General features: G+C 65.5%; 23 protein-coding genes. 13 read left to right on the top strand and 10 right to left on the bottom strand.

The genetic code is table 11. From position 1 onward, the window contains the following. The first annotated feature begins 128 nt into the window (after window positions 1–128). The 9 genes from EN852_RS23105 to EN852_RS23065 all read left to right on the top strand — a co-directional run bounded on the left by EN852_RS23105 (window position 129) and on the right by EN852_RS23065 (window position 13,119). The gene (locus EN852_RS23105) at window positions 129–2,708 is read left to right on the top strand and encodes a PAS domain-containing sensor histidine kinase (RefSeq protein WP_127877284.1); all 2,580 of its coding nucleotides are present in this window, start codon (window positions 129–131) and stop codon (window positions 2,706–2,708) included. 10 nt (window positions 2,709–2,718) lie between these two features. Beyond that, on the top strand, window positions 2,719–4,230 hold the full coding sequence (gene tsaE / locus EN852_RS23100) for a tRNA (adenosine(37)-N6)-threonylcarbamoyltransferase complex ATPase subunit type 1 TsaE (protein ID WP_127877282.1): 1,512 nt from the start codon (window positions 2,719–2,721) through the stop codon (window positions 4,228–4,230). Beyond that, complete coding sequence (locus EN852_RS23095; protein ID WP_127877280.1) at window positions 4,227–4,949, top strand: nucleotidyltransferase family protein; 723 nt, start codon at window positions 4,227–4,229, stop codon at window positions 4,947–4,949. Before tsaE ends, EN852_RS23095 begins: the two co-directional genes overlap by 4 nt. Next, complete coding sequence (gene addB / locus EN852_RS23090) at window positions 4,946–8,065, top strand: double-strand break repair protein AddB (RefSeq protein ID WP_127877278.1); 3,120 nt, start codon at window positions 4,946–4,948, stop codon at window positions 8,063–8,065. Before EN852_RS23095 ends, addB begins: the two co-directional genes overlap by 4 nt. Beyond that, window positions 8,062–11,574: a double-strand break repair helicase AddA gene (gene addA, locus EN852_RS23085; RefSeq protein WP_127877276.1), complete on the top strand. Its 3,513-nt coding sequence runs from the start codon at window positions 8,062–8,064 to the stop codon at window positions 11,572–11,574. Before addB ends, addA begins: the two co-directional genes overlap by 4 nt. A 74-nt stretch (window positions 11,575–11,648) precedes the next feature. After that, complete coding sequence (gene trxA, locus EN852_RS23080; protein WP_112129004.1) at window positions 11,649–11,972, top strand: thioredoxin; 324 nt, start codon at window positions 11,649–11,651, stop codon at window positions 11,970–11,972. 129 nt (window positions 11,973–12,101) lie between these two features. Then, window positions 12,102–12,383 (top strand): cupin domain-containing protein, encoded by a 282-nt coding sequence (locus tag EN852_RS23075; RefSeq protein ID WP_071031874.1) that lies wholly within the window; start codon window positions 12,102–12,104, stop codon window positions 12,381–12,383. 77 nt (window positions 12,384–12,460) lie between these two features. Beyond that, window positions 12,461–12,709: a plasmid stabilization protein gene (locus tag EN852_RS23070; protein WP_127306390.1), complete on the top strand. Its 249-nt coding sequence runs from the start codon at window positions 12,461–12,463 to the stop codon at window positions 12,707–12,709. Then, a complete protein-coding gene (locus tag EN852_RS23065; protein ID WP_127306389.1) occupies window positions 12,706–13,119 on the top strand; it encodes a type II toxin-antitoxin system VapC family toxin in 414 nt (137 codons plus the stop codon). The genes EN852_RS23070 and EN852_RS23065 overlap by 4 nt, the downstream gene beginning before the upstream one ends. 12 nt (window positions 13,120–13,131) lie before the next feature. Here the strand turns inward: EN852_RS23065 and EN852_RS23060 are convergent, their stop codons facing one another. The 6 genes from EN852_RS23060 to EN852_RS23035 form a co-directional block, all read right to left on the bottom strand. Continuing rightward, the gene (locus EN852_RS23060; protein ID WP_127866334.1) at window positions 13,132–13,551 is read right to left on the bottom strand and encodes a VOC family protein; all 420 of its coding nucleotides are present in this window, start codon (window positions 13,549–13,551) and stop codon (window positions 13,132–13,134) included. Between the two features lie 53 nt (window positions 13,552–13,604). Next, on the bottom strand, window positions 13,605–14,930 hold the full coding sequence (locus EN852_RS23055) for a folylpolyglutamate synthase/dihydrofolate synthase family protein (protein ID WP_127877274.1): 1,326 nt from the start codon (window positions 14,928–14,930) through the stop codon (window positions 13,605–13,607). Between the two features lie 137 nt (window positions 14,931–15,067). Then, a complete protein-coding gene (gene accD, locus EN852_RS23050) occupies window positions 15,068–15,994 on the bottom strand; it encodes an acetyl-CoA carboxylase, carboxyltransferase subunit beta (RefSeq protein ID WP_112129000.1) in 927 nt (308 codons plus the stop codon). Between the two features lie 39 nt (window positions 15,995–16,033). Continuing rightward, window positions 16,034–16,873 (bottom strand): tryptophan synthase subunit alpha, encoded by an 840-nt coding sequence (gene trpA / locus EN852_RS23045; RefSeq protein WP_127877272.1) that lies wholly within the window; start codon window positions 16,871–16,873, stop codon window positions 16,034–16,036. Window positions 16,874–16,875: 2 nt separating this feature from the next. Next, window positions 16,876–18,096, bottom strand: a complete 1,221-nt coding sequence (gene trpB, locus EN852_RS23040) for a tryptophan synthase subunit beta (protein WP_127866330.1) — start codon at window positions 18,094–18,096, stop codon at window positions 16,876–16,878. A gap of 26 nt (window positions 18,097–18,122) precedes the next feature. After that, entirely contained in the window at window positions 18,123–18,782 is a 660-nt protein-coding gene (locus tag EN852_RS23035) for a phosphoribosylanthranilate isomerase (protein WP_127877270.1), read from the bottom strand. Between the two features lie 110 nt (window positions 18,783–18,892). On the opposite strand from EN852_RS23035, the gene EN852_RS23030 reads away from it, so the two are divergent. Next, complete coding sequence (locus EN852_RS23030) at window positions 18,893–19,108, top strand: hypothetical protein (RefSeq protein ID WP_112128996.1); 216 nt, start codon at window positions 18,893–18,895, stop codon at window positions 19,106–19,108. 323 nt (window positions 19,109–19,431) lie between these two features. Here EN852_RS23030 and EN852_RS23025 read toward each other — a convergent pair whose 3' ends face one another. From EN852_RS23025 to EN852_RS23010, 4 genes are all read right to left on the bottom strand, one after another. Then, the gene (locus EN852_RS23025) at window positions 19,432–20,190 is read right to left on the bottom strand and encodes a M48 family metallopeptidase (protein WP_127866328.1); all 759 of its coding nucleotides are present in this window, start codon (window positions 20,188–20,190) and stop codon (window positions 19,432–19,434) included. Between the two features lie 120 nt (window positions 20,191–20,310). Next, on the bottom strand, window positions 20,311–20,790 hold the full coding sequence (locus EN852_RS23020) for a DUF2852 domain-containing protein (RefSeq protein ID WP_127877268.1): 480 nt from the start codon (window positions 20,788–20,790) through the stop codon (window positions 20,311–20,313). Between the two features lie 115 nt (window positions 20,791–20,905). Further along, window positions 20,906–22,048 (bottom strand): benzoate/H(+) symporter BenE family transporter, encoded by a 1,143-nt coding sequence (locus EN852_RS23015; RefSeq protein ID WP_127877266.1) that lies wholly within the window; start codon window positions 22,046–22,048, stop codon window positions 20,906–20,908. A 2-nt stretch (window positions 22,049–22,050) separates the two neighbouring features. Continuing rightward, window positions 22,051–22,821 (bottom strand): alpha/beta hydrolase, encoded by a 771-nt coding sequence (locus EN852_RS23010; RefSeq protein ID WP_127877264.1) that lies wholly within the window; start codon window positions 22,819–22,821, stop codon window positions 22,051–22,053. A 213-nt stretch (window positions 22,822–23,034) separates the two neighbouring features. Here EN852_RS23010 and infC point away from each other — a divergent pair, with 213 nt between their 5' ends. The 3 genes from infC (at window position 23,035) to rpmI (ending at window position 24,875) form a co-directional block, all read left to right on the top strand. Beyond that, window positions 23,035–23,571 (top strand): translation initiation factor IF-3, encoded by a 537-nt coding sequence (gene infC / locus EN852_RS23005; protein ID WP_112128992.1) that lies wholly within the window; start codon window positions 23,035–23,037, stop codon window positions 23,569–23,571. A gap of 124 nt (window positions 23,572–23,695) precedes the next feature. Next, the gene (locus EN852_RS23000) at window positions 23,696–24,343 is read left to right on the top strand and encodes an isoprenylcysteine carboxylmethyltransferase family protein (protein ID WP_127877262.1); all 648 of its coding nucleotides are present in this window, start codon (window positions 23,696–23,698) and stop codon (window positions 24,341–24,343) included. Between the two features lie 328 nt (window positions 24,344–24,671). Beyond that, window positions 24,672–24,875 (top strand): 50S ribosomal protein L35, encoded by a 204-nt coding sequence (gene rpmI, locus EN852_RS22995; RefSeq protein WP_027166935.1) that lies wholly within the window; start codon window positions 24,672–24,674, stop codon window positions 24,873–24,875. Window positions 24,876–24,890 lie beyond the last annotated feature (15 nt).

Raw genomic sequence — 24,890 nt, 5'->3', positions numbered from 1 at the left:
TTTTGCGCCAATGATTCTTCACGCCGATTCCGGCAGGCGTTATTGTTGTGATTCGCGGTCCGGGGACATGTTGGGCCGGGGACGCATTCAGGGCGGTCTTGCATTCAAGCGGCGAAGAGGACCAAGACATGCCGGGGGATTACCCGCCAAGCGCGGGAAAGGCCGTTTCCGGCGGCCGTAAGGATTCGAACGAAGCCGGCCGCGCGGTGAACGGTGGCGGTTTTCGCGCCGGCTTGCGGCCGGCCTTGCTTCTTGCCACCTCGGCGCTTGCCAGCCCGCTGCTCGCCTTTGCCGCGCGCGCCGACACAAGCCTTGCGCGAAAAGCCGCGGCGCCGGTCAGCACCGTCGAGGTCATGCAGCTCGCCATGTTCGTCGGCGTGATGGGTGCCGCACTTGTCTCGGCCATCTTCCTGATCCGCGAGCGCGCGCGCACCGCCGCGCAGAATGCCCAGCTCAGGACCCGCATCGCGGACGTCAACGCGGCGCTGCAGCGTTCCGAGGCGCTGCTCAACCTGCGCGACCAGCGGCTGATCGTCTGGGCCACGGACAACAAGAAGCCCGAGCTCATCGGCAGCCTGCCGCTGGAAAGCGGCGCGCCCGACGACAGGTCGGCTTTCCTGGCCTTCGGCCGCTGGCTGATGCCGCGCTCGGCGGCGGCGTTGGAGCACGCCGTGGCCGCGCTGCGCGAACAGGCGAAAGCCTTCGATCTGGTCATCGAGACGCAGGCCGGCGTGCCGCTGGAAGTGCATGGCCGCAAAAGCGCGGCGCATGTGCTGGTGCGCTTCGTGTCGCTGTCGGAGACGCTGCGCAACCAGGCCAGGCTGAAGATCGAGAACCAGCGGCTCAGCGCCGACCACGACACCATGATCGGCCTGCTCGACGCGTTGAAGATGCCGGCATGGCTGCGCGGCGCGGACGGTCGATTGCAATGGGTCAACCGCGCCTATGCCGAGGCGGTGGAGGCCGAAAGCCCGGCCGCCGCCGTGCGCGACGCCAAGGAGTTCCTCGGCGGCCAGGCGCGTGAGCAGATCGCCGAACAGCACAAGACGCGACCGGTCTTCGAACAGACGCTTTCCACCGTGATCGAAGGCGACCGCCGCATGTTCGCGGTCACCGACTTCGCCGGCGCCGACGGCTCGGCGGGGCTTGCCTGCGACACCAGCGCGGTGGAGGCGATCCGGGCCGAATATGAGCGGACCGTGCGCAGCCATGCAGACACGCTCGACCAGTTGAATACCGCGGTGGCGATCTTCGACACCGAGGAAAAGCTGCGCTTCTTCAACCAGGCCTTCCAGAAACTCTGGGGGCTCGACTCGGGCTTTCTGCTCAGCGCGCCTTCAAACACGCTGCTGCTCGACCGGCTACGCTCGGAAGGCAGGATCGCCGAGCAGCCGGAATGGCGGCGCTGGAAGGAAAACCTGCTCAGCGCCTATCGCGCCGTCGAATCGCAGGAGCACTGGTGGCACCTGCCGGACGGCAAGACGATCCGCGTGGTGGCGAATCCGCAGCCGAAGGGCGGCGTCACCTGGGTGTTCGAGAACCTGACCGAGAAGATGGATCTCGAAAGCCGCTATCAGACCGCCGTGCGGGTACAGGGCGAGACGCTGGACAACCTCGCCGAAGGCGTGGTCGTGTTCGGTCCAGACGGGCGGCTGCGCCTGTCCAATCCGGCCTTCGTCGCGCTGTGGGGGCTGACGGCGGAAGCGGTCAAGCCCAATGTCCATGTCTCGGCGATCCGCGACCTGTGCGACCAGCGCGCCGCGAACAGCCCGTGGGGCGGCTTCGTCGCCGCGGTCACCGGCTTCGACGACGAGCGCCGCGACCGCCGCGGCCAGATCGAGCTCGTCAACGGCAACGTGCTGAGCTACGCGGTGATCCACCTGCCCAACGGCCAGGTGATGATCACCTTCGTCGACGTCACCGACACCGTCAATGTCGAGCGGGCGCTGAAGGACAGGAACGAGGCGCTGGAGAAATCCGACCAGTTGAAGAACGAATTCGTGCAGCACGTGTCCTATGAGCTGCGCTCGCCGCTGACCAACATCATCGGCTTCACCGAGTTGCTGTCGCTGCCCGCCACCGGGCCGTTGACGCCGAAGCAGCGCGAATATGTCGAGTATGTCGGCTCGTCGTCATCGGTGCTGCTCACCATCGTCAACGACATTCTCGACCTAGCCACCGTAGACGCCGGCATCATGCAACTCGACATTTCCGAGATGAACATCGGCCGGACGATCGCCGCGGCGGCCGAACTGGTTGCCGACCGGCTGGACGAGCACCGGATCAAGCTCGCGATCGACGCGACGGGGGCGCCGGCGAGCTTCCACGGCGACGAGACCCGCATCCGCCAGATCCTTTACAATTTGCTCAGCAACGCGGCGAACTACGCGCCGGAGGCAAGCACGATCCGGCTTACCTGCCGGCGGCTGGCCGACGGCGTCGAGTTCTCGGTGCATGATGACGGCCCCGGCATGCCGCCGGACGTGCTGGAGTCGGTCTTCCGCCGCTTCGAGCCGCGCGCCAATGGCGGGCGGCGGCGCGGCGCCGGGCTGGGGCTCTCGATCGTCAAGAGCTTCGTCGAACTGCATGGCGGAAGCGTGCGCATCGAGACCGGACAGGACAGGGGCACCACGGTGATCTGCACCTTCCCGGACAAGCCTTCCGGAATCCCGGATACGCCCGCGGGCATCCGCGACGCGGCCGAGTAGCGCAGCCTATATGACAGGGATGGTGCTGGAGTGTTTTCTCGCCGACGAGGCGGCAACGGCAAGGCTTGGCGAGGACCTCGCCATGGCATTGCGCGCCGGCGACGCGGTCGCGCTCAAAGGCGATCTCGGCGCCGGCAAATCAACGCTTGCCCGCGCGCTGATCCGGGCGCTGGCCGACGACGCCAATCTCGAGGTGCCGAGCCCGACCTTCACGCTGGTGCAAAGCTACGAGACGCGCGTTCCCGTCCACCATTTCGACCTTTACCGTCTGTCGGCGCCGGACGAACTCGACGAGCTCGGCCTCGACGATGCGCTCGGACAAGGCGCGGCGTTGGTCGAATGGCCGGAACGGGCCGGCGACCGACTGCCGGCAAACGCGCTTTGGGTCGATCTTGCCGAACAGGGCGAACGCCGCGTGGCGCGGTTGTCGGGACAGGGACCGGCCTATGATCGCGCGGCGCGGTCGCTGGCCATGCGCGATTTCCTGGCATCCGCCGGATGGGGCGGGGCCAGCCGCCGCCATTTCGTCGGTGACGCTTCCGCGCGATCCTATGAAATCGTCTCGCTGCCCGGCCAGGCGCCGCGCGTGCTGATGAACTCGCCGCGCCTAGTGCTCGGCCCGCCGGTGCGCGACGGCAAGCCCTATGCAGTGATCGCCCACACGGCACAATCCGTCGCCGCCTTCGTCGCCATCGACAAGGCGCTGCTCGCCGCCGGCGTCAGCGTGCCGGTGATCCACGCCCAGGACCTCGACCAGGGTTTTCTGCTCATCGAGCATCTCGGCTCGGAAGGCTTTTTGAGCGGCGACGGCCGGCCCGTCGCCGAACGCTACGAAGCGGCGGCCGAGCTGCTGGCCATGATGCATGGCAAGGCTTGGCAGGAGCGTATGGAAGCGGCGCCTGGCGTGTTCCACGACGTGCCGCCTTTCGATCGCGACGCCATGCTGATCGAGGCCGATCTTCTGGTCGACTGGTATGTGCCCTGGATTACCGGCGAACCGCCGAGCGATGCCTTGCGGGCCGGCTATCACCAGCAATGGAACGCGGTGCTCGACCGCCTCGCGGGCAGCGAATACACGCTGATGCTGCGCGACTTCCATTCGCCCAACATCATCTGGCGCGCGGAGCGATCAGGCCTCGACCGGCTCGGCATCGTCGACGTGCAGGACGCGCTGATCGGCCCGGCCGCCTATGACGTCGCCTCCTTGGCCATGGATGCGCGCGTCACCGTCTCGCCCGGGATCGAGCGGCGGACGGTCGCGGCCTATGTCGCGGCGCGGAACGCGGCCGGGGCCTTCGATGAGGCCGCTTTCGCCGAAGCCTATGCAATCATGGCGGCGCAGCGCAATTCGAAAATCCTCGGCATCTTCGTGCGGCTCGAAAAACGCGACGGCAAGCCTTACTATCTGAAACACCTGCCGCGCATCCGCGACTATCTGAGGCGGGCGCTGGCGCATCCGGCGTTGGCCGGCCTGAAGGAATTCTACATGGCCCACGGCCTGCTCGAGGAACGCTTGCCATGAAGCCGACGACGGCGATGGTGCTGGCGGCGGGGCTTGGCAAGCGCATGCGGCCGATCACCGAGACGATGCCCAAGCCGCTGGTGAAGATAGCCGGCAAGACCTTGCTCGACTGGGGGCTGGACAGCCTGGAGGCCGCCGGCATCGCCAAGGCCGTCGTCAATGTGCACTACCTGCCCGAGCAAATCGTCGCTCATGTCGCCGAACGCAAGGCGCCGACGATCGTCATCTCCGACGAGCGCGAGGCTCTGCTGGAATCGGCGGGCGGCATCGTCAAGGCGCTTCCGCTTCTGGGCAGCGAACCCTTCTACATCATCAACGCCGATACTTTCTGGATCGACAGCGACCAGCCCAGCCTCGAGCGTCTCGCCCTTGCATGGGACGCCGCCAAAATGGATATTCTGCTGATGCTTACCGATCTCGACTCAGCGACTGGGCACTGCGTCGGCACCGATTTCCTGATTGCCGCCGATGGAGCTCTACGGCGCTCGAAGGGTGATCCGACTGGCCTGATCTATGCCGGCGCCGCCATCATCCATCCCCGCATCTTCGAGGATGCGCCCACCGGCTCGCATTCGCTCAATGTCTATTTCGACAAGGCGATCGCCGCCGGGCGCCTGTTCGGCATGAAGATGCACGGACGCTGGATCACCGTCGGCACGCCTGACGCCATTCCGGCAGCTGAAGCAGCCGTGGCCGGCGCGCTCGCGAAAGCGGTATGAGCGGCGCGCGCCGCGTCCTTTCCATCCCGCCCGGAGCGCCGTTCCTGCCGACGCTGGCGGAGGCGTTGCTCGACGGGCGGTTGATTCCCGGCTTCCGTTTCGACGGCGAGCCGCTGGCGCTGGCCGACGCCACCATCTATGTGCCGACACGGCGCGCGGCGCGCGCCCTGCGCGGCGCCTTTGTCGACAGGCTCGGTCAACGCTCGGCCATCCTGCCGACGGTGCGGCCGCTCGGCGAGTTCGACGAGGACGAGGCGGCCTTCGACGCCGAGGCGGCGCCGGCGATAGACCTCGCGCCGCCGATCGCCGCGCAGGAGCGGCTGCTGTTGCTGGCGCCGCTGGTTCGTGCCTGGAAGGAAAGCCTGCCGGCGCATGTGCGAGAGCGGTTCAACGAGGAATTCGTCGTGCCGACCTCGGCCGCCGACGCCATCTGGCTGGCGCGCGACCTCGCCCGGCTGATGGACGAGATCGAGACCGAGGGCACGGACTGGGCGAAGCTCGCGACGCTGGTCACCGGCAATCTCGCCGGCTGGTGGCAGGTGACGCTCGATTTCCTCGGCATCGTCACCGACAACTGGCCGGAACTGCTCAAGGAACGCAACCGCTCCAATCCGGCGGCGCGTCGCAGCGCGCTGATCCGGCTGGAGGCGGCGCGACTGAAGCGCAATCCGCCGGCCGGACCGGTGATCGCCGCCGGTTCGACCGGCTCCATTCCAGCAACCGCCGAATTGCTTGGCGTGATCGCCGGCCTGCCGAACGGCGCCGTCGTCCTGCCCGGGCTCGATCGCGAGCTGGACGACGCATCCTTCGCGGCGATCACGGCGCCCGGCGCGCGTCCGGCAACGCTCGGCCATCCGCAATACGGCCTCGCCAAGCTGATCGGCGGCATCGGCATTCCGCGCCGCGATGTCGAGGATGTCGTCGCCGCGCCACTGCCGCTTGCGCTGCGCGCCGCCCTTGTCGGCGAGGCGCTGCGGCCGGCCGAGACCACCGAATACTGGACCGAGACGCGACCGCGCTTTTCGGCCCATGACATCGAACAGGCGCTGGCAGGCGTGACGCTTGTGGAAGCGGCGAACGAACGCGACGAGGCGGCAGCTATCGCTATTGCGCTCAAACTTGCCGTCGAGGCACCGGGCAAGCGCGCGGCGCTCGTCACCGGCGACCGCGCGCTGGCGCGACGGGTTTCGGCCGAGCTTCTGCGTTTCGGCGTCGTGGCCGACGATTCCGGCGGCGCGCCGCTGATCAACACGCCGGCCGCCAGCCTGCTCAGGCTCGCGCTGAGCGCCGCCTTTCGGCCCGGCGACCCGGTAAGCCTGCTTGCCTTGCTCAAGCATCCGCTGCTCTGCCTCGGCCTCGAACGCCAGAGCGTGCGCAAGGCGGCCGAGCTCGTCGAGCTGGTCGCCTTACGGGGAGGCACGGGCCGGCCCGATGTCGCATCGCTCGGCGCGCTTTTCGAGACACGGCTCGCGGAGCTGAGCGGCCACACCCGCCAGCCCTTCTGGTTTTCACGCCTGACCGTGCGCGGTATCGAGCAGGCGCACGCCATGCTTAGCCGCCTTACTAAGGCGCTGCTGCCGCTCACCGCGATGCGCGACCACAAGGACGCCGACATCGCGACGCTGACCAGCGCAAGCGTGGTCGCGCTGGAGGATCTGGGCCGCGCGGCCGACGGCAGCCTCGTCGACCTCTATGCCGGCGACGCCGGCGAAAAACTCGCCGAGCTGTTGCGCGGACTGGTGGCGGCGTCCTCTCCCTTCACCTTTGCCGCTTCGGAATGGCCCGACGTGATGGAAGCGCTGATCGCGCCGGAGACGGTGAAGCCGGCGCAAGGCACCGACCGCAACATCGCCATCTGGGGCGCGCTGGAAGCCCGCTTGCAGAATGTCGACACGCTGGTCATCGGCGGGCTCAATGAAGGGGTTTGGCCGCGCAAGCCCGAGAGCGACCGCTTCATGTCGCGGCTGATGAAGACCGGCATCGACCTTGAGCCGCCGGAGCGGCGCATCGGCCTTGCCGCGCATGATTTCCAGATGGCAATGGGCGCGGCGGAAGTGGTGCTGACGCGCTCGGCGCGGTCGGGCGACGCACCGGCGGTGCCGTCGCGCTGGCTGCAGCGCATGCTGACCTTCATCGGCAAGGAGCCGGCGGCGGCCCTTCGCGGGCGGGGCGACGCACTGCTCGGCTGGGCGCGCGCTCTCGATGCCGGCGAGAAGAAGGATTTTGCCCCCCGCCCGCAGCCCAGGCCGCCGCTCAGCATGCGCCCGCAGCATTTCTCGGTCACCGAGATCGAGACTTTGCGCCGCGACCCCTACGCGGTCTATGCGCGGCGCATCCTCGGCCTGATGCCGCTCGAGCCTTTGATCCGCGATCCGGGCGCCGCCGAACGCGGCACTTTGTTCCACGAGATCCTGCATCTGTTCTCGCGGCGGGTGGAGGATCCAAGGGCGCCGAACGCGCTGGCAAGCCTCATCGAAGCCGGCCGTCTCTGCTTTGCCGAGGCAAAGCTTCCGCCGGATATCGAGGCCGTCTGGTGGCCGCGTTTCGAAAAGCTCGCCGAAAACATCATCGAATGGGAGCATGGCCGCGCCGATGCGGTGGCGAGGCGCTATGCCGAGGAACGCGCCGAGAAGACGGTGGTCGGCCGTACCGGCGTTACCCTGTCGGGCTATGCCGACCGCGTCGACCTGCTGCCCGGCGGCATGGCCGACATACTCGACTACAAGACCGGCTCCTCGCCTTCGAAAGCGCAGGCGCACACGCTCTTGTCGCCGCAGCTTGCGCTGGAGGGCGCGCTGCTCAGGCGCGGCGCCTTCAAGGAACTCGGCATTCGCGAACCCTCGCAGCTTGCCTTCGTGCGGCTGAAGCCGAATGGCGAGGTGTTCGAGGAATCGATCCTCGAATACAACCGCAAGCCCCGCACCGCCAACGACCTGTCCGAGGAAGCCTGGGCGCGGCTGGAGCGGCTGCTTTTCCACTATGCCGACCCGACCACCGGCTATCTGTCGCGCGCCCTGCCCTTCCGGGAGGGCGAAGCCGACGGCGATTACGATCATCTGGCGCGCGTGCTCGAATGGTCGGCCGGCGGCGCCAGCGAAGACGAGGCGGAAGGATGAAATATCCGATCCCCTCCGATACCGCCGCCAGCCAGGCACGCGCCTCGGATCCGGCCTATTCGGCCTGGGTGTCGGCCAATGCCGGCTCGGGCAAGACGCATGTCCTGGCGCAACGCGTCATCCGGCTTCTGCTCAACGGCACCGACCCGTCGAAGATCCTGTGCCTCACCTACACGCGGGCTGCCGCCGCCAACATGTCGAACCGCGTGTTCTCGACGCTCTCTGAATGGACGGCGCTGCCCGATGCGGAGCTGGCGGTCAGGATCGCGGCGCTGGACGGCCGCGGCGCCGACCGTCACATGATGCGGCGCGCGCGGCGCCTGTTTGCCGAGGCGCTGGAGACGCCGGGCGGGCTGAAGATCCAGACCATCCACGCCTTCTGCGAATCCGTGCTGCACCAGTTCCCGCTCGAGGCCAATATCCCGGCGCATTTCGAGATGCTCGATCCGCAGATGGAAGCCTCGCTGTTCGCCGATGCCCGCCGCGACATGATCTCGGGCGCGGGCGCCGGCGTCGAAGGCCTGGCGGAAGCCTTTGCCACCGTGCTGGAGCGCGGCGGCGAGTTCGGTCTCGATACGCTGCTTGGCGAGATCGTCGGCAAGCGCGACGAGCTGCGCGACTTCATCGCCAAGCTCGGCGGGGAGCGGGATTTCCGGCCGCTCTTCGCCGAATTCGGCTTCAGGCCCGGACAGACGGCCGAGGACATCGCCGCCTCGCTCTGGCCGCTGCCTGGGTTCGCTCCTCGCCAGTTCGCCGAGTTCGCGCAGGCCGCCGAAGCCGCCGACGCGCGGCAGGTGCTGAACAATGTCATCCCCTATGCGCGGGGCGCCTTCGCCGACGGCGACCCGATCCGACGCCTGCGGCTGCTGGCAAAAGCCTTCCTGAAGGCCGACGGCGACTCCTATGAGCCGGCCAAGATCTTCAAGAAGGCGCTGGTCGACCGGCTGCCGGATCTGCCGGAACGCTACCTCGCGACGGCCAAGGCAATCCTCGACGTGTCGGACCGGCTGGCGCTGTTCCGCATGCTGGAAGGGACAGCCGCGGCGCTGACCGTCGCCGGCTGGCTGATCGCGCGCTACGAGCAATTGAAGCGCGGACGGGGCTTCCTCGATTTCAACGATCTCATCACCCGCACCGTGAACCTTTTGTCGCGCCCGGATGCCGGGCCATGGGTGCAGTTCAAGCTCGACCAGGGCATTGACCATATCCTGCTCGACGAGGCGCAGGACACCAGCCCGGACCAGTGGGAGGTGGTGAAGAAGCTGACGGAAGAGTTCTTCGCCGGGCTCGGCCAGCGCGAGGCTGTGCGGCGCACGGTGTTTGCCGTCGGCGACGAGAAGCAGTCGATCTATTCCTTCCAGGGCGCGGCGCCCGATTCCTTTGCCGAGAGCCGGCTTTTGTTTGCCGGGCGCGTGCGCGACGCCGAAGCCGCCTTCGCCAATCTCAAGCTCACCTGGTCGTTCCGGTCGAGCGACGACGTGCTGGCCGCGGTCGACCGCGTCTTCGCCGAGCCGGGCGTGCGGCGCGGCATCAGCCACGATCCCGATCCGCTGAGCCACAAGGCAATCCGCAACGACGCGCCTGGTTATGTCGAGGTGTGGCCTTCGGTCTGCGCCGAAATGGTCGAGGAGCCGGACGACTGGACCTTGCCGGTCAACCATGCCAGCGCGCCCGCCGTACGCGTCGCCGAGCATGTCGCCACAACCATCCAGACCTGGCTCAAGCGTGGCGAGATCATCGAAGGCAAGGGCCGGAAACTGACCGCCGGCGACATCCTGGTGCTGGTGCGCAAGCGCGACCGCTTCGTCCATGCGCTGTCGCGCAGCCTGAAGAACCGGCAGATCCCGGTGGCAGGCGCCGACAGGCTGAGCCTGCCTGGCCACATCGCCGTGCAGGACCTGATCGCGCTCGGGCATTTCCTCATCCAGCCGGAAGACGATCTCTCCTTGGCTGCCGTGCTGCGCAGCCCGATCTTCGATATCTCCGAGGAGACCTTGCTGACGCTTGCCGGCCAAAGGCCGAAGGGCCAGTCGCTGATTGCCTCCCTCAGGCATCACGCGGCCGAAGATGTTTCCCTCGCCGCTGTCGTTAGCCGGCTCGATGGCTGGGCAACCGAGGTTGCGTTCAAGCCTGTGTTCGAATTCTATGCCGCGGCGCTGGCGCGCGACGGGCTGCGCCGCAAGATGACGGCGCGGCTGGGACCCGAGGCCGGCGACATCCTCGACGAGTTCCTGAGCTTTTGCCTGGCTGAGGAACGCACCGGCTTGCCGGGGCTGGAATCCTTCCTGTCGACGCTGGAGAATGCCGGCCCAGAGATCAAGCGGGAGATGGACCAGACGCGCGACGAGGTCCGCGTCATGACCGTGCACGCCGCCAAGGGTCTCGAGGCGCCGGTGGTCTTCCTGGTCGACGGCGGCTCGGCGCCCTTCAGCGACCAGCATCTGCCGCGGCTGATGCCGTTCGAGAGCTCGGGGGCGCAGTGGAAAGGCAAGGGCTATCTGTGGCGCTCGGCCAGCGATGTCGCCAACGGCGTCTCGAAGGCGGCATCGGTCCGGGCACGCGAGCTGGCGGATGATGAATACCGGCGGCTGCTCTATGTCGGCATGACGCGTGCCGAGGACCGGTTGATCGTCTGCGGCTATCACGGCAAGCGGCAACCCAGCCCCGGCACCTGGCATTCGATCGTCAGCCGGGCGTTGACCGGCGCGTCCGAGAGTTCCGAGCGCCGGCATCCGGCGGCGGCCGATGTGGCCGTGCATCGCTTCCATGTGACGAAATTGCCGCCGGTGGCGCTGGCGGGCGTCGGGGAGGCGGGGCCCTTCGAGCACACCGCGCCGCTGCCGGAAAACCTGTTCCGGCCGCTGCCGCCCTATGAGGAGCTGCCGCGGCCGCTTTCACCTTCCGGCGCCTCGGCCTTGATCGAGGAAGCGAAAGACGCCATCCCCGGTACGCGTTCGCCGGTGCTCGACGCCGCCGCCGAACCCGGCTTCGCCGTGGTGCGCGGCCTTGCCCTGCACAAATTGCTGCAGATGCTGCCCGGCCTCGCCGAGGCGGAAAGGCGCGATGCGGCCGAGCGCTATTTGGGGCGCGCCGGCGCCGATTGGCCGGCGGACGAGCGCGACAGGGCTCTTGAGGCGGTGTTCTCCATCCTGTCCGACAACCGCTTCGGCCCGCTGTTCTCGCCGTCCTCGCGCGCCGAAGTGGCGATCATGGGCAGCCTCGAGGTGAAGGGCAGGCTGCGCTCGATCTCCGGCAAGATCGACCGGCTGGCGGTCACGCCGCAAACAGTCTCGATAATCGACTACAAGACCAACCGGCCGGCCCCCAAAAACCTGGCTGAAGTGCCGTCGGCCTATGTGCTGCAGCTTGCGCTTTACCGCGCGCTGCTTGAGCCGCTCTATCCGGGACGCGAGGTGACGGCAGCGCTGCTGTTCACCGAGGCGCCGCGCCTGATCGAGCTGCCGGCCGCGGCTATGGACGCTGCCCTTGCCCGACTCACGGGAGCGTGACACAAGAACTGCTTGAACATCGCCGCCACAACCACCACATTTGGTGCAACCCGAGTTTTCGAAAGGATTTCAGCATGGCCACCGTCAAGGTCGACAATGGTAATTTCCAGGCCGATGTGCTCAACGCCAAGGAGCCGGTCGTGGTGGATTTCTGGGCCGAGTGGTGCGGCCCGTGCAAGATGATCGGCCCGTCGCTGGAAGAGATCGCCAAGGAGCTCGGCTCCAAGGTGAAGATCGCCAAGCTCAACATCGATGAGAATCCCGAGCTTGCCGCGCAGTTTGGGGTGCGCTCGATCCCGACGCTGATGATCTTCAAGGGCGGCGAAGTGGCCGACATGAAAGTGGGCGCCGCGCCGAAGACGGCGCTGTCGCACTGGATCAACGGCGCCATCGCCTGAGCCAATTCGGATATTCAAGGAACAAGCCCGGCCATCGCGCCGGGCTTTTCTTTGGCGCCATCGCTCATGGCGCCCTGGCCCTGACGTTCGCGCCCGCCATCTCCTCTTCTACAAGGAAAGGAGAACGCCATGACCGGAACAGCCAAGGCCACAGTCCATGTCGACAATGAGCGCGTGATCGTCACCGAGTACCGCTTCGCGCCTGGCGCCAACACCGGCTGGCACCGCCATGGCCACGACTATGTCGTCGTGCCGCTGATGGACGGCAAGGTGAAGCTGGTGACCAAGGACGGCGAGTCCTTCGCCGAAATGAAGAAAGGTGCGCCCTATTTCCGCAGGGAAGGCGTCGAGCATGACGTCGTCAACGCCAATGACGGCGAGTACGCCTTTATCGAGATCGAGCTGAAGTAGGCGAGTTGGCTAGCCATCACCTGCCATCTTGATGGCTAAGATCAATTGGCCTATATTCCCGTCATACGGAGTTTCAAATGGCCGAACCTCAGCTCTCAGTCCGTAGCGCAAAGGCGCGGGACCTTGCTCACCGACTTGCTCGTCGAGAAAATCGCTCCATAGCCGATGTGGTCGAACGCGCACTTGAATCCTATGAGGTTCGGGAAGCTGGACGCGAACCCGCCTCCACCTTCTACGCTCGCTTGGCGGCAGCGAATGGCACCGACATCGATCTGGAGAAAATCATCCGCGAAGACCGCAAGGTTCACACGGGGCCAGAACTTTGATCTTCGTGGATACCAATGTGATGTCGGAGACACTCAAGAAGGCACCCGACGCAGCCGTTTTGGCCTGGCTTGTACGGAACGATGCGGAGCTTGCCCTTCCCACTGTGGCGATTGGTGAAATCGCCTTCGGCATCCAAAAGATACGGCCTGACGAGCGCGCCAACCGCCTAGAGCAAGGGCTTTCCCAGTGGCGCCATCGCTTTGCCGACCGTATTTTTGGCCTGACGGAAGAGGCTGCCCTGGTTTACGGCGAGATCATGGGAGCCGCCAAGCGCCAGGGCCGAGGCATGTCGGCTCCCGACGGCATGATTGCAGCAATCGCTCGCGTCAACGGCGGTCGGCTGGCAACACGCAATCTGAGCGACTTCAGCGCCGCTGGCCTTGATTTAATCTCACCGTGGGATTTCTGAGCTGCCCCTTGATCACCAGTCGGCGACGCGATCGCCGCCGGCGAACTGCGCGCTTTTGGCGGTATATTCGAAGAGCTCGATCCTCACGCCGTTGGGATCGGTAATCCAGGCTTGGTACGTGTCGTCGCAGGCGAGCTTCTTCGGCGTTACCTCGAAGCCTTTCGATCGGATATGGGCGATCGCAGCCTCGATATCTTCGACCTCCAGGCAGAAGTGGTTGATCTGGTTGCGGTCGCTGTAGCTGGCCTCGTGCTTTTCAAAGACCTCGACATGGCTGCGGCCGCCGCAGTCGAGATAGAAGCCGAAAATCCTGCCGTCGCGCAGGAAATTGAATCTTGTGTCCATGCCAAGCACGTCGCGGTAGAAGGAGCGCGTCGCCTCCAGGTCATGCGCGAAGATGCAGACATGGGCGAGCTGCTTCACTTTGATCATGGCCGGTTCCTTTCGGCCCCCGCCGAAATCCGCAGCGCTGTCTCGACCTGACCTTAGGTCGGCGGCGTGCCGTTTTCGGCCAGCACGGCGCCAGCGAAATAGAGCGAGCCGCCGATGAGAATCCGCGGCGCCGGGCCGTCCCAGGAGTCGCGCAACAGCATCAGCGCGCTGGCGACGGAGCTGACGGGCTCGGCCGACAGGCCCGCTTCTTCGGCCCGCAACGCCAGCTCGTCGTTCGGCACGCCGGCATCGCTGTTGGTCACCGGGACGGTGTAAACATGGCGGGCGAGACCCTTGAAGGCGCTGAAATAGCCGGTCTGGTCCTTGGTGTTGATCATGCCGGAAATCAGCACCAGCGGCCTCGGATTCTTCTCCTCCTGCTCGGCCAGCGCCTCGGCGATGACGATGCCGGCGCCGGGATTGTGGCCGCCGTCCAGCCAGATGTCGGACCCTTTCGGCGCAAGCTCCACCAGCTTGCCCTGCGTCAGCTTCTGCATGCGTGCCGGCCAGGCGACATGGGTCATCGCCCGCTCGGCGGCGCGATGGCCGATCTCGAAGCCGGCCGCCTTGACGGCGGCGATCGCCGCGGCGGCGTTGGCGTATTGATGGCGCCCGGGCAGACGCGGCAAAGGCAGGTCCATCAACCCGTCCTCGTCCTGGTAGACCATGCGGCCGTTCTCCTCGAAAGCGAGGAAATCCTGGCCATAGATCACGGTCGGGCAATCCAGCCGCTCGGCCGTCTCGATCAGCACCTGAAGCGCGGTGTCGCTTTCCTGGGCGCCGATCACCACCGGGCAGCCGCGCTTCATGATGCCCGCCTTCTCGGCGGCGATCAGCTCGACGCGGTCGCCGAGATAGGCTTCGTGGTCCATCGAGATCGGCATGATCACCGAAACCGCCGGCCGCTTGACGACATTGGTGGCGTCGAAACGGCCGCCGAGGCCGACCTCGACGATCGCCGCCTCCGCCGGATGCTCCGAAAACAGGATGAAGGTGACGGCGGTGAGAATCTCGAAGACGGTGATCTTCTGGCCTTGATTGGCCTCGGCGACGCGGGCGATGGCCTCGGCGAAAATGTCGTCTTCGACGAGCTTGCCGCCGCCTTCGGCCGCCAGCCGGTAGCGCTCATGCCAGTTCACCAGATGCGGCGACGTGTGGACGTGGACGAGATGGCCGGCCGCCTCCAGCAGCGCGCGCGAGAAGGCGGCGCAGGAGCCCTTGCCATTGGTGCCGGCGATGTGGATGACCGGCGGCAGCCGGTCCTGCGGGTTGCCGAGGCGTTCGAGAAGCCGGGTGACGCGATCCAGCGAAAGGTCGAAGCCTTTCGGATGCAGCGTCATCAGATGTTCGATTTCGCGTTCGGCGGAGAGCGTTGTCATGGTGGAACCCTAGCGCATGCTTCCGAAACCGGGAATCGGTTTCGGAACCGCCATGCGCAAATCAGAGGCTACAGCAGACAATGGACGGCGCAAATCGCGGTTCGCGGCGAACGATGTCGCGTCGGGCCGATATCCCGTCAGGCTTGTGGCCGCGCCTCGGCGTTGACCACCGCCGGCGGCAGGATTTCCGGCTCCAGCGGCTTCTCGGCTTGCGGCACCTTGAGCAGCATCTTCAAGAGCCGGGAAATGGTCTGGCGCATCTCGAGCCGCGAAACGACCATGTCGACCATGCCGTGCTCCATCAGATATTCGGCGCGCTGGAAGCCGTCGGGCAGTTTTTCGCGAATGGTCTGCTCGATGACGCGCGGGCCGGCAAAGCCGATCAGGGCGCCGGGCTCGGCAATGTGGACGTCGCCCAGCATGGCGTAGGAAGCCGTGACACCGCCCGTGGTGGGGTTGGTCAGCACGACGATATAGGGCAGGCCTGCTTCCTTCAGCCGATCGACGCCGACCGTGGTGCGCGGCAATTGCATCAGCGACAAGATGCCTTCCTGCATGCGGGCGCCGCCGGAGGCGGCGAACAGGATCAGCGGCCGCCTGCGCTGCAGCGCGACCTCGAAGGCGTGGACGATGGCCTCGCCCGCGGCCATGCCGAGCGAGCCGCCCATGAAGGCGAAATCCTGCACGGTGACCACCACCGGAAGGCCTTCGATGGTGCCGAGCGCGTTGAGGATAGCGTCTTCCAGACCGGTCTTCGTCTTGGCCTCTTTCAGACGGTCGGTGTAGCGCTTCTCGTCGCGGAACTTCAGCGGGTCCTGGACGACCTTGGGATTTTCCAGCACCTCGTATTTGCCGTCGTCGAAGAAGTATTTCAGCCGCTCCTTGGCCGAGATCTTCATGTGATGCCCGGAGGCCGGGATGACGAACTGGTTGGACTCGAGGTCCTTGTGGAAGATCATCTCGCCGGTCTCGGGATCCTTAATCCAGAGGTTTTCCGGCATGTCAGTGCGCCGGCCGAGCATCGAATTGATCTTCGGGCGAACGTAGTTCGTGATCCAGTTCATCGCTTCGGCTCCTGTCCCTACGAGGAAGAGGTAGGAAAACTATTCGGCGGCAGCAAGGCGAGCCGAGCGGACGCCCTGGGCAAGGCCGCTGACCAGAGTGGCCACGGCTTCGGCCGGATCGGCTGTTTTCTCGCCCTTTGGCCCCAGCACATTGGCGACCGCGTTGACGATCGCCGTGCCGACGACGACGCCGTCGGCCGAGGCGCCGATGACGCGCGCCTGCTCGGCCGTCTTGACGCCGAAGCCGACGCAGACCGGCAACGCGGTGTGGCCCTTGATGCGGGTGACCGCCGCCGAGACCTTGGCCGTGTCGGCAAGCGCCGAGCCGGTGATGCCGGTCATCGAGACGTAATAGACGAAGCCGGAGGTGTTCTCCAGAACCTTGGGCAGGCGCTTGTCGTCGGTGGTCGGCGTGGCCAGGCGGATGAAGTTGACGCCGGCCTTCAGCGCCGGAATGCAGAGCTCTTCATCCATTTCCGGCGGCAGGTCGACGACGATCAGGCCGTCGATGCCGCTTGCCTTGGCGTCGGCGAGGAAGCGATCGACGCCGTAGATGTAGATCGGATTGTAATAGCCCATCAGCACGATCGGCGTCTCGTCGTCGCCGGCGCGGAACTCGGACGCCATCTTCAGCGTCCTGGCCAGGGTCTGGCCGCCCTTCAGCGCCCGAAGACCCGCCGCCTGGATGGCCGGACCGTCGGCCATCGGGTCGGAGAAAGGCATGCCGAGCTCGATGACGTCGCTGCCGGAGGCGGGCAGCGCCTTCATGATCGACAGCGAAGTGTCATAATCGGGGTCGCCACCCATGATGTAGGTGACCAGGGCCGGACGGCCCTCGGATTTGAGCTTCGCCATGCGGCGGTCGATGCGGGTGGTCATTGTCAGATCTCCATGCCCAGCATGTTGGCCACCGTATGCACGTCCTTGTCGCCGCGGCCGGACAGATTGACGATGACGAGCTGGTCCTTGTCCATCTTCGGCACGATCTTCATCGCGTGCGCAATGGCATGCGCCGATTCCAGCGCCGGGATGATGCCTTCGACCCGGGTGGTGAGCTGGAAGGCCTCCAGCGCCTCGTCGTCGAGGATCGGCTCATACTGGACGCGGCCGGAATCGCGCAGCCAGGAGTGCTCCGGACCGACGCCCGGATAGTCGAGGCCGGCCGAGATCGAATGGCCGTCGAGTATCTGGCCGTCGGCGTTCTGCAACAGATAGGTGCGGTTGCCGTGCAGCACGCCGGGCTTGCCGGCATTCATCGACGCGCAATGCTCGACGCCATCGAGGCCGCGCCCGCCGGCCTCGATGCCGATGATGCGGACATCCTTGTCGTCGAGGAAGGGATGGAAGAGGCCGATGGCGTTGGAGCCGCCGCCGACGGCAGCGATGATGACGTCCGGCAGCCGGCCTTCCTGCTCCAGCATCTGGGCGCGGGCCTCCGAGCCGATCACCGACTGGAAGTCGCGCACCAGCTCCGGATAGGGATGCGGGCCTGCGGCGGTGCCGATCAGGTAATAGGTGTCCTCGACATTGGTGACCCAATCACGCAGGGCCTCGTTCATGGCGTCCTTCAGCGTGCCGTGGCCGGCAGTGACCGGCCGCACCTCGGCGCCCAGCAGCTTCATGCGGAAGACGTTGGGGCTCTGGCGGGCGACGTCGGTGGCGCCCATGTAGACGACACAAGGATAGCCGAAACGCGCCGCGACGGTGGCCGAAGCGACGCCATGCTGGCCAGCGCCCGTCTCGGCGATGATGCGCTTCTTGCCCATGCGCTTGGCGAGCAGGATCTGGCCGAGGCAGTTGTTGATCTTGTGCGAGCCGGTGTGGTTGAGGTCCTCGCGCTTGAAATAGACCTTGGCGCCGCCGAGATGCTTCGTCAGGCCCTCGGCGAAATAAAGCTTCGACGGCCGTCCGGCATAGTGGGTCGACAGGTTCTGCAGCTCGGCCTTGAATTCCGGATCGTTCTTGGCCTTGTTCCACTGCTCCTCGAGATCGAGGATCAGCGGCATCAGCGTTTCGGCAACGAAACGGCCGCCGAAAATGCCGAACATGCCCTGCTCGTCGGGTCCGGTGCGGAAGGAATTGGGCATAGCCGGCTTGTTCATCGCCGCTCTCCTAATGTGAATGTGCCTCAGGCGGCGCGGTCGTCGCGCGCGGCCCTGACGGCCCGGAAAAACTGCTCGATCAGCGCCGGATCCTTGACGCCCGGAGCGCTTTCCACGCCGGACGAAACGTCTATTCCGGGAGGGTTGGCCAGTCTCAAGGCATCGCCGATATTGGCGGCGTTGAGCCCACCGGAAAGCATGTAATCGAGCCCGGCGTCAAGGCCGGCAAGGACGCGCCAGTCGAAGGCGACGCCGTTGCCGCCCGGCAGTTGCGATCCCTTCGGCGGCTTTGCGTCGAACATGAAACGATCGGCGATACCAACGAACGGCTTTATCCGCTCGATATCGGCTGCCTCGCTGACGGAAAACACCTTCATGACCGGCAGGCCATAGCGGGCCTTGAGCTCGGCCACGCGCTCGGGCGTTTCCGAACCGTGCAGCTGCAGCATGTCCGGCTGCATCTTGGCGACGATCTCGTCGAGAAAGGCATCGTCGGCGTCGACCGTGACGGCGACCGCCAAGGCCTTGCCGCGCGCCGCTTCGCGCAGGCGCCCAGCCTCGGCCGGCTCGACATAGCGCGGGCTCTTGGCGAAGAAAATAAAGCCGACATGGCTGGCACCGCCGGCAAGGGCGGCAGCAATCGCGGCGTCGGTCTTCAATCCGCAGATCTTGATGTCGAGCGTCATTGCGCGGGCTTGGCACGAAACGGGAAAAGAGTCGAGAAAAAGCATGCTGTTGCCGGCGCGGCGGAAAACGCTACCTTCATAACGGGACCACAGGCGGGAGCAGGACAATCATGGCCGACCGGACCGTTGCCGAACTCAGGCAGAAGATCGCCCAGGCGCGCGAGGTGATCGCGCATCTGATGGACAAGGCCGCCTTCAACGGCGCCGAGGCGCACCGGGCTCTGGAGTATTTCGGCAGCGATGCCTTCGACCGGGATTTTCTGCCCTGGCCGCATATCGAGGAAGGGTTGCGGCCGGAGGAATTGAACGCGGCGAACGATGATTGAAGGTTCATAGGGTGCCAACCGTAACTTCGTCATCCTAGGGCGGAGCGACGCGAAGCGGCGCGTAGACCCTAGGATCCATGCCGTTACATCGGCCGAAGAGTGCCGCGGTTGAGAGTAAAATGCCGTTCCGAGGCGCCTACCGTCAATGCAAAGCGACTTCTGAACCGCTGCGGCGCTCGCACGTCGCGGCATGGATCCTAGGGTCTGCGCTCGTCGCTCCGCTCCTCACTTCGCCCTAGGATGACGACGCTGAGATGGCTCGGCTAATCTCCGGCGTTTGCGCTAGCAGTGGCAGCGTACTTCGCATTGCGCCATCAGCTGCCCTACTCAAACACAATAGCCTGCAGCGCCCCGCCATTCCGCTTCAGCCAGTCCTTGCAGCGGTCGGTGTCGGGGCAGAGCTTCTCGCACAGCTTCCAAAATTTCGGGCCGTGGTTCATCTCCTTGAGATGCGCCACCTCATGCGCCACCAGATAGTTTATCACCGCCGGCGGCGCCATCATGATGCGCCAGGAGAAGGAGAGATTGCCCTCCGAGGTGCATGACCCCCAGCGGCTGGAGGTATCCTTGTACCTTATCGCCTTGGCGCGCTTGCCGATCGCCTCGGTGTGCTTGACCACCAGCCTCTCGATCTCCTTCTTGGCCTCGCGCTTGAGGTAATCGGCGATGCGGCGCGGCAGATGGATGCGCTCGCCATGGACGACCAACAGCGGGCCGCGATCGTCGCGCAGGATGGTGACGGTGCCGCGCTTCGACGGTTCATGCACGATGCGATGCGGCACGCCGCGGATCGGGATTTTTATGCCGGGCCGCACTTGCGGGCGGGTCGGCACCTTGGCCAGCCGCTGCTCCAGCCAATCCTGGTGGCGGTCGAGGAATTTCTCCACCTCGCCGCGGCGCAGGCCGGGCGGCACGGTGACGCGCAGGCCTTGGCCGCCGGAATCGATGCGCAAAGTGAGCCGCCTGGCCCTGGCGCTTTCGACGATTTTGAGCGGCAGCGTGCGCCCGGCGACGCAATGTTCGCGCTCCACGACAGGCGTGGGCTTTGGCTTGGTCAGATTGCGAAAGAAGCCGAGGGTCATGGCTGGACGATACGCGATTCGAAAAAAACAACCAGTGGCGGGGTGCACCATAGAGAACAAAAAAGAAACGGCGCCGCAAGACGCGACGCCGCATATCGTACCGGAGCCTGTCGCGCGGCTTCAGTCGTCGAGCAGGTTCGTGCCCTTGCCGCGCTTGGAAGCGGGCTTATCGGCCGACTCGGTGGTGGTCGGCGCGGTATGCTTGCTGCGGTTGGCCATGAAGCGGTCGAACTCTTCCTGGTCCTTGGCGCGGCGCAACTCGCGGGCGTAGTCGTCGAACTCGGTCAACATCTCGTCGAGCTTGCGGCGCTCTTCGGCCAGGCGCTCCAGTTCCTTCTCGCGCCAGTCGTCGAAGGCGACGTTGCCGGTGCGGGCCGAGCCGTGGCCCCAGCGGGCCGCCTTGTCGGAGCCGCGGCGACAGCCGGCGAAGATGCCGTCGGTCGCGCGGTTGACGTCACGCTTGAAGCCTTCCAGCCGGTCGCCCCAGATGATGTAGGCGAGCATGGCGAAGCCGAGCGGCCAGAATACCATGAAGCCGATGACCATCAGCGCGATGGTGGCCGGCGTCCAGGCCGGACGGATCAATGCAGTCGTATTCATTTCTCCCAATCCTTCCATTGGAGACAGCCAAACCGGCTGCGTGGAATCGAAATGGGAAGGCGGAATCGGCGATTCAAGGCAAGTCCGGCTAAAACCGGCGAAGCATCTGAAATGATTATCGCTTTTTGAGTTTTTCCAGGAAAAGCACTGCCATTCCGGCAACCAGCCCCCAAAATGCCGCGCCGACGCCGAAAAGCGTGAGCCCCGAAGCCGTCACGGCGAAGGTGACGGTGGCCGGCATGCGGTCGCCAGCGTCATGAAGGGCTATCGACAGCGCGTTGGCCAGGGGCGCCGTCAAGGCAAGCCCCGCGACCAGCACGATCAGGCTTTGCGGCAGGACGGCGAAGATCGCCACGAGCGAGGCGCCGAAGATGGCGAAGATGAGATAGGCGAGCGCGTAGAACGGCCCGGTCTTCCATCGCTCGGCCGGATCTGGATGGACGTCGGGGCCGGTGCAGATTGCGGCGGAGATCGCAGCGAGATTGGTGGTCGCGGCGCCGAACGGCGCCGAGAGCAGCGAGAACAGACCGGTGACGCCGATCAGCGGGCCGGGTTCGGGGTGGTAGCCCGCGGCGCGCAGCACCGCGAGGCCGGAAAGGTTCTGCGAGGCCATGGTTACCAGATAGAGCGGCAGGGCAAGGCCGATGATCGCCGAAACGGTGAATTGCGGCGCAATGAACGTCAATGTCGACAGTTCCGGCACCGGCAGGCTGCCGACGCGGCCGATGAGGAAAGCGGCAAGCCCGCCGCCGATCAGCACCACCAGCACCGATAGAGCCGGATTGAACAGGCGGATGACGAAGAAGGCGGCGATCAGCGGCAGGATGAGCCAGGGATCGGCGGGAATGGTCTTCACCGCGTTGACGGCGAAGCTGACCAGGATGCCGGCCAGCATGCCGGACGCGACCGAGGCCGGGATCTGCGCGATCAGCCGGGTCAGCGGCTTGAACAGGCCGGTGGCGACCAGAAGGACACCGGTGACCATGAAGGCGCCCACGGCTTGCGGCATCGTGAAACCGCTGGAGGCCGCGATCAGCGCGAGACCCGGCGTCGACCAGGCGGTGATGACCGGCATCTTCGTGCGCCAGGACAGCCACAGGCATTCGATCGTCATGGCCAGGCAGATCGCCGTCACGCCGCTCGCGGTCTCGATCTGGGTGGCGCCGACCGCCTTGGCGGCGGCGATGACGAGGGCCAGCGTGCCGCCAAAGCCGACGATCGCGGCGACGAAGGCGGATATCGGGATGGAGATGCGCATGGTCAGGCGGCCCGCCTGACCATGTCGGCGACGGCGCGCTTCAGCATGTCGAGATCCTCGGGACGGGACAGGCGATGGTCGCCGTCGGGGATCAGCGACAGCGTCACATCGTCGGCGGGAAGCATCGATGCGAGCTTCAGCGCATGGCTGGACGGCACGTCCGGATCGGCAAGGCCCTGCAATATGTGCACCGGACAGTGCGTGTCGATCGGTCCGGTCATGACCCGGTTGGCGCGGCCGTCCTCGATCAGCGCTCGGGTGTAGATGTAAGGCTCGTCCGAATAGTCGGACGGCTCGGCGAAAAATCCCTTTTTCGAAAGATCGCGCTTCTGTGCCTTGGTCAGCACCGGTTCGATCAACTCGATCGTGAAGTCAGGCGCCGGCGCAAGCAGCACGAGACCGGCCACGCGGTCGTCGCCCGCCCGGCGCAATTCCTGCACCATGCGCAGCGCGATCCACGCCCCCATCGAGGAGCCGACCAGGATCTGCTTGCCCTGGCTGAACCGGCGAAAAACGGCAAGGCTCTCGGCCAGCCATCTGGAGATCGTGCCGTCGGCGAATTCGCCGCCCGACTCGCCGTGGCCGGAATAGTCGTGGCGCAGATAGGCAAAGCCTTCGCTCCCGGTCCAGGCCGCGAGGGCCTCGGCCTTCGTGCCCAGCATGTCGGACTTGTAGCCGCCGAGCCACACCACGCCGGGCGCCGCGCCGGGCGCCTGCCTGACGGCGATGCTCGACCCGTCCACATCGATGAAAACCGGAACGCTGGCGGCCATGGGCTTGTCCTTTCCGCCGGTCTTTTGACACAGGCGGTGGTTCAACGAAAAGTGCTCGCGGCGTTTCTTTGCTTGGTGCAGGTAAAGGCAAGCGGACAGGTGATTTTCCAACCGGGCTGTGCTATTGACTCACGCCCCGCGCTCCCCACATACGCGCGTCCAGCAATTCGAATTTACTGAACCCTGAACGAAACGGCCGAGGAGACCACGACCATTCGCAGACCTTTCAAAGCAGCGGCACCCACCAAGGACGGGCCGCGCTCCAACCGAGACATCCGGGTGCCCCGGGTCCAGCTTATCGATGCCGACGGCCAGAACCGCGGCGATGTTTCCATCAACGACGCGCTGCTGCTGGCCGAAGAGGCCGGGCTCGATCTCGTCGAGATATCGCCCAACGCGGTGCCGCCGGTCGTCAAGATCCTCGATCTCGGCAAGCTGAAATACGCCAACCAGAAGAAGGCGGCCGAAGCGCGCAAGAACCAGAAGGTCATCGAGATCAAGGAGATCAAGATGCGCCCGAACATCGACAGCCATGACTACGAGACCAAGATGAAGGCCGTACGGCGCTTCTTCGAGGAAGGCGACAAGGTCAAGCTGACGCTGCGCTTCCGCGGCCGCGAGATGGCGCATATGGAGCTCGGCATGCAGCTTCTGAACAAGGTGCGCGAGGAAGTGTCGACGATCGCCAAGGTCGAGGCGGAGCCGAAGCTCGAAGGCCGCCAGATGATGATGGTTCTGGCGCCGCGCTAAATCCCGCCAAAATCATGGTGCAGTGGCGTCCCGACGATCGGCGGGACGCCTGTTTTCTGTCCCCGGTCGCCTGCTACTCGAACGATCGCTTTGCGATCGCGAGCAAACGATCGGGTTTTTCCTCATGGCCGATGAAGTGAAGTCCAAGCCTGCCCGGCGAACGCCGGGTCTCGGTGGCTATCAGCATATGCGCCGCCTCGTGCTGGCCGTTCTGATCGTGGTGCTGTTTGCCGCGCTTCTGTTCGGCCAGTCGACTTTTCCGCCGAACACGCCGGTACACGAGTCGATCGAGATGTTCGGCGTGCTTCTGATCTTCCTCGGCATAGTCGGGCGGCTGTGGTCGACGCTCTATATCGGCGGGCGCAAATCCTCCGAAGTGGTCACCGGCGGGCCCTATTCGATCACCCGCAACCCGCTCTATCTGTTCTCGACGGTGGCCGCCGCCGGCGTCGGCGCGCAGATCGGCTCGTTTTCAGGCATCATTCTCTTTGCGCTGCTGTGCGCCGGCGCGTTCCACATCGTCATCCTGCGCGAGGAGCGCTATCTGAAGGAAGTTCTTGGCGCCCCTTATTCGGCCTATCTTGCCAAGGTGCCGCGCTTCTTCCCGAACCTTTCGCTCTATCAGGAGGGCGACACCGGCAGCTTCAGGCCGCGCCTGCTGTTGAACACGCTGCTCGACGGCCTGGTGTTCCTGGTGGCGCTGCCGGCCTTCGAGCTGATCGACGGCGCGCAGCAAACTGGAGTGCTGCCGGTGTGGTTCACACTGCCGTAGGGTGGCTGATATTCAGGTGAGGCCGGCCTGCGAACGGCGGCTTCTTGCGCTTCCGGTGCTCACGTACTTTAAGTACGCTCCGCTCCGGTTCTCGGAAACCACCATTCTCGACTCGGCCTGACCTGAATCTCAACCACCCTACCCAGCGGGACACCGCGTCGCATCGGTTGAGGTGTTGCACCCGGGCCGTCTTTGATCTATAGGACCGCCGTTCCAAGAAAACCGCCCGGCAGGGCATGCCGTGGCGGTTTCATTTGCTTTTCGGGCTTTGGTCGGCCCGAAGCGAGAAAAGAAGCGCGATGGTGCGCCACCAATACGGAGTAGCAAAATGCCCAAGATGAAGACCAAATCGGCCGCCAAGAAGCGGTTCAAGATTACTGCCACCGGCAAGGTGCTGTCGGCTGCCGCCGGCAAGCGCCACGGCATGATCAAGCGTTCCAACAAGTTCATTCGCGATGCCCGCGGCACGATGGTTCTGGCTGAACCGGACGGCAAGAAGGTCATCAAGAATTTTCTGCCGAACGGCCTCTAATCCCTCGGCTTGGAC

The organism is Mesorhizobium sp. M2E.F.Ca.ET.209.01.1.1 (assembly GCF_004010375.2).
Classification (GTDB): Bacteria; Pseudomonadota; Alphaproteobacteria; order Rhizobiales; family Rhizobiaceae; genus Mesorhizobium.
This window is presented reverse-complemented; position numbering and strand designations above follow the sequence as displayed.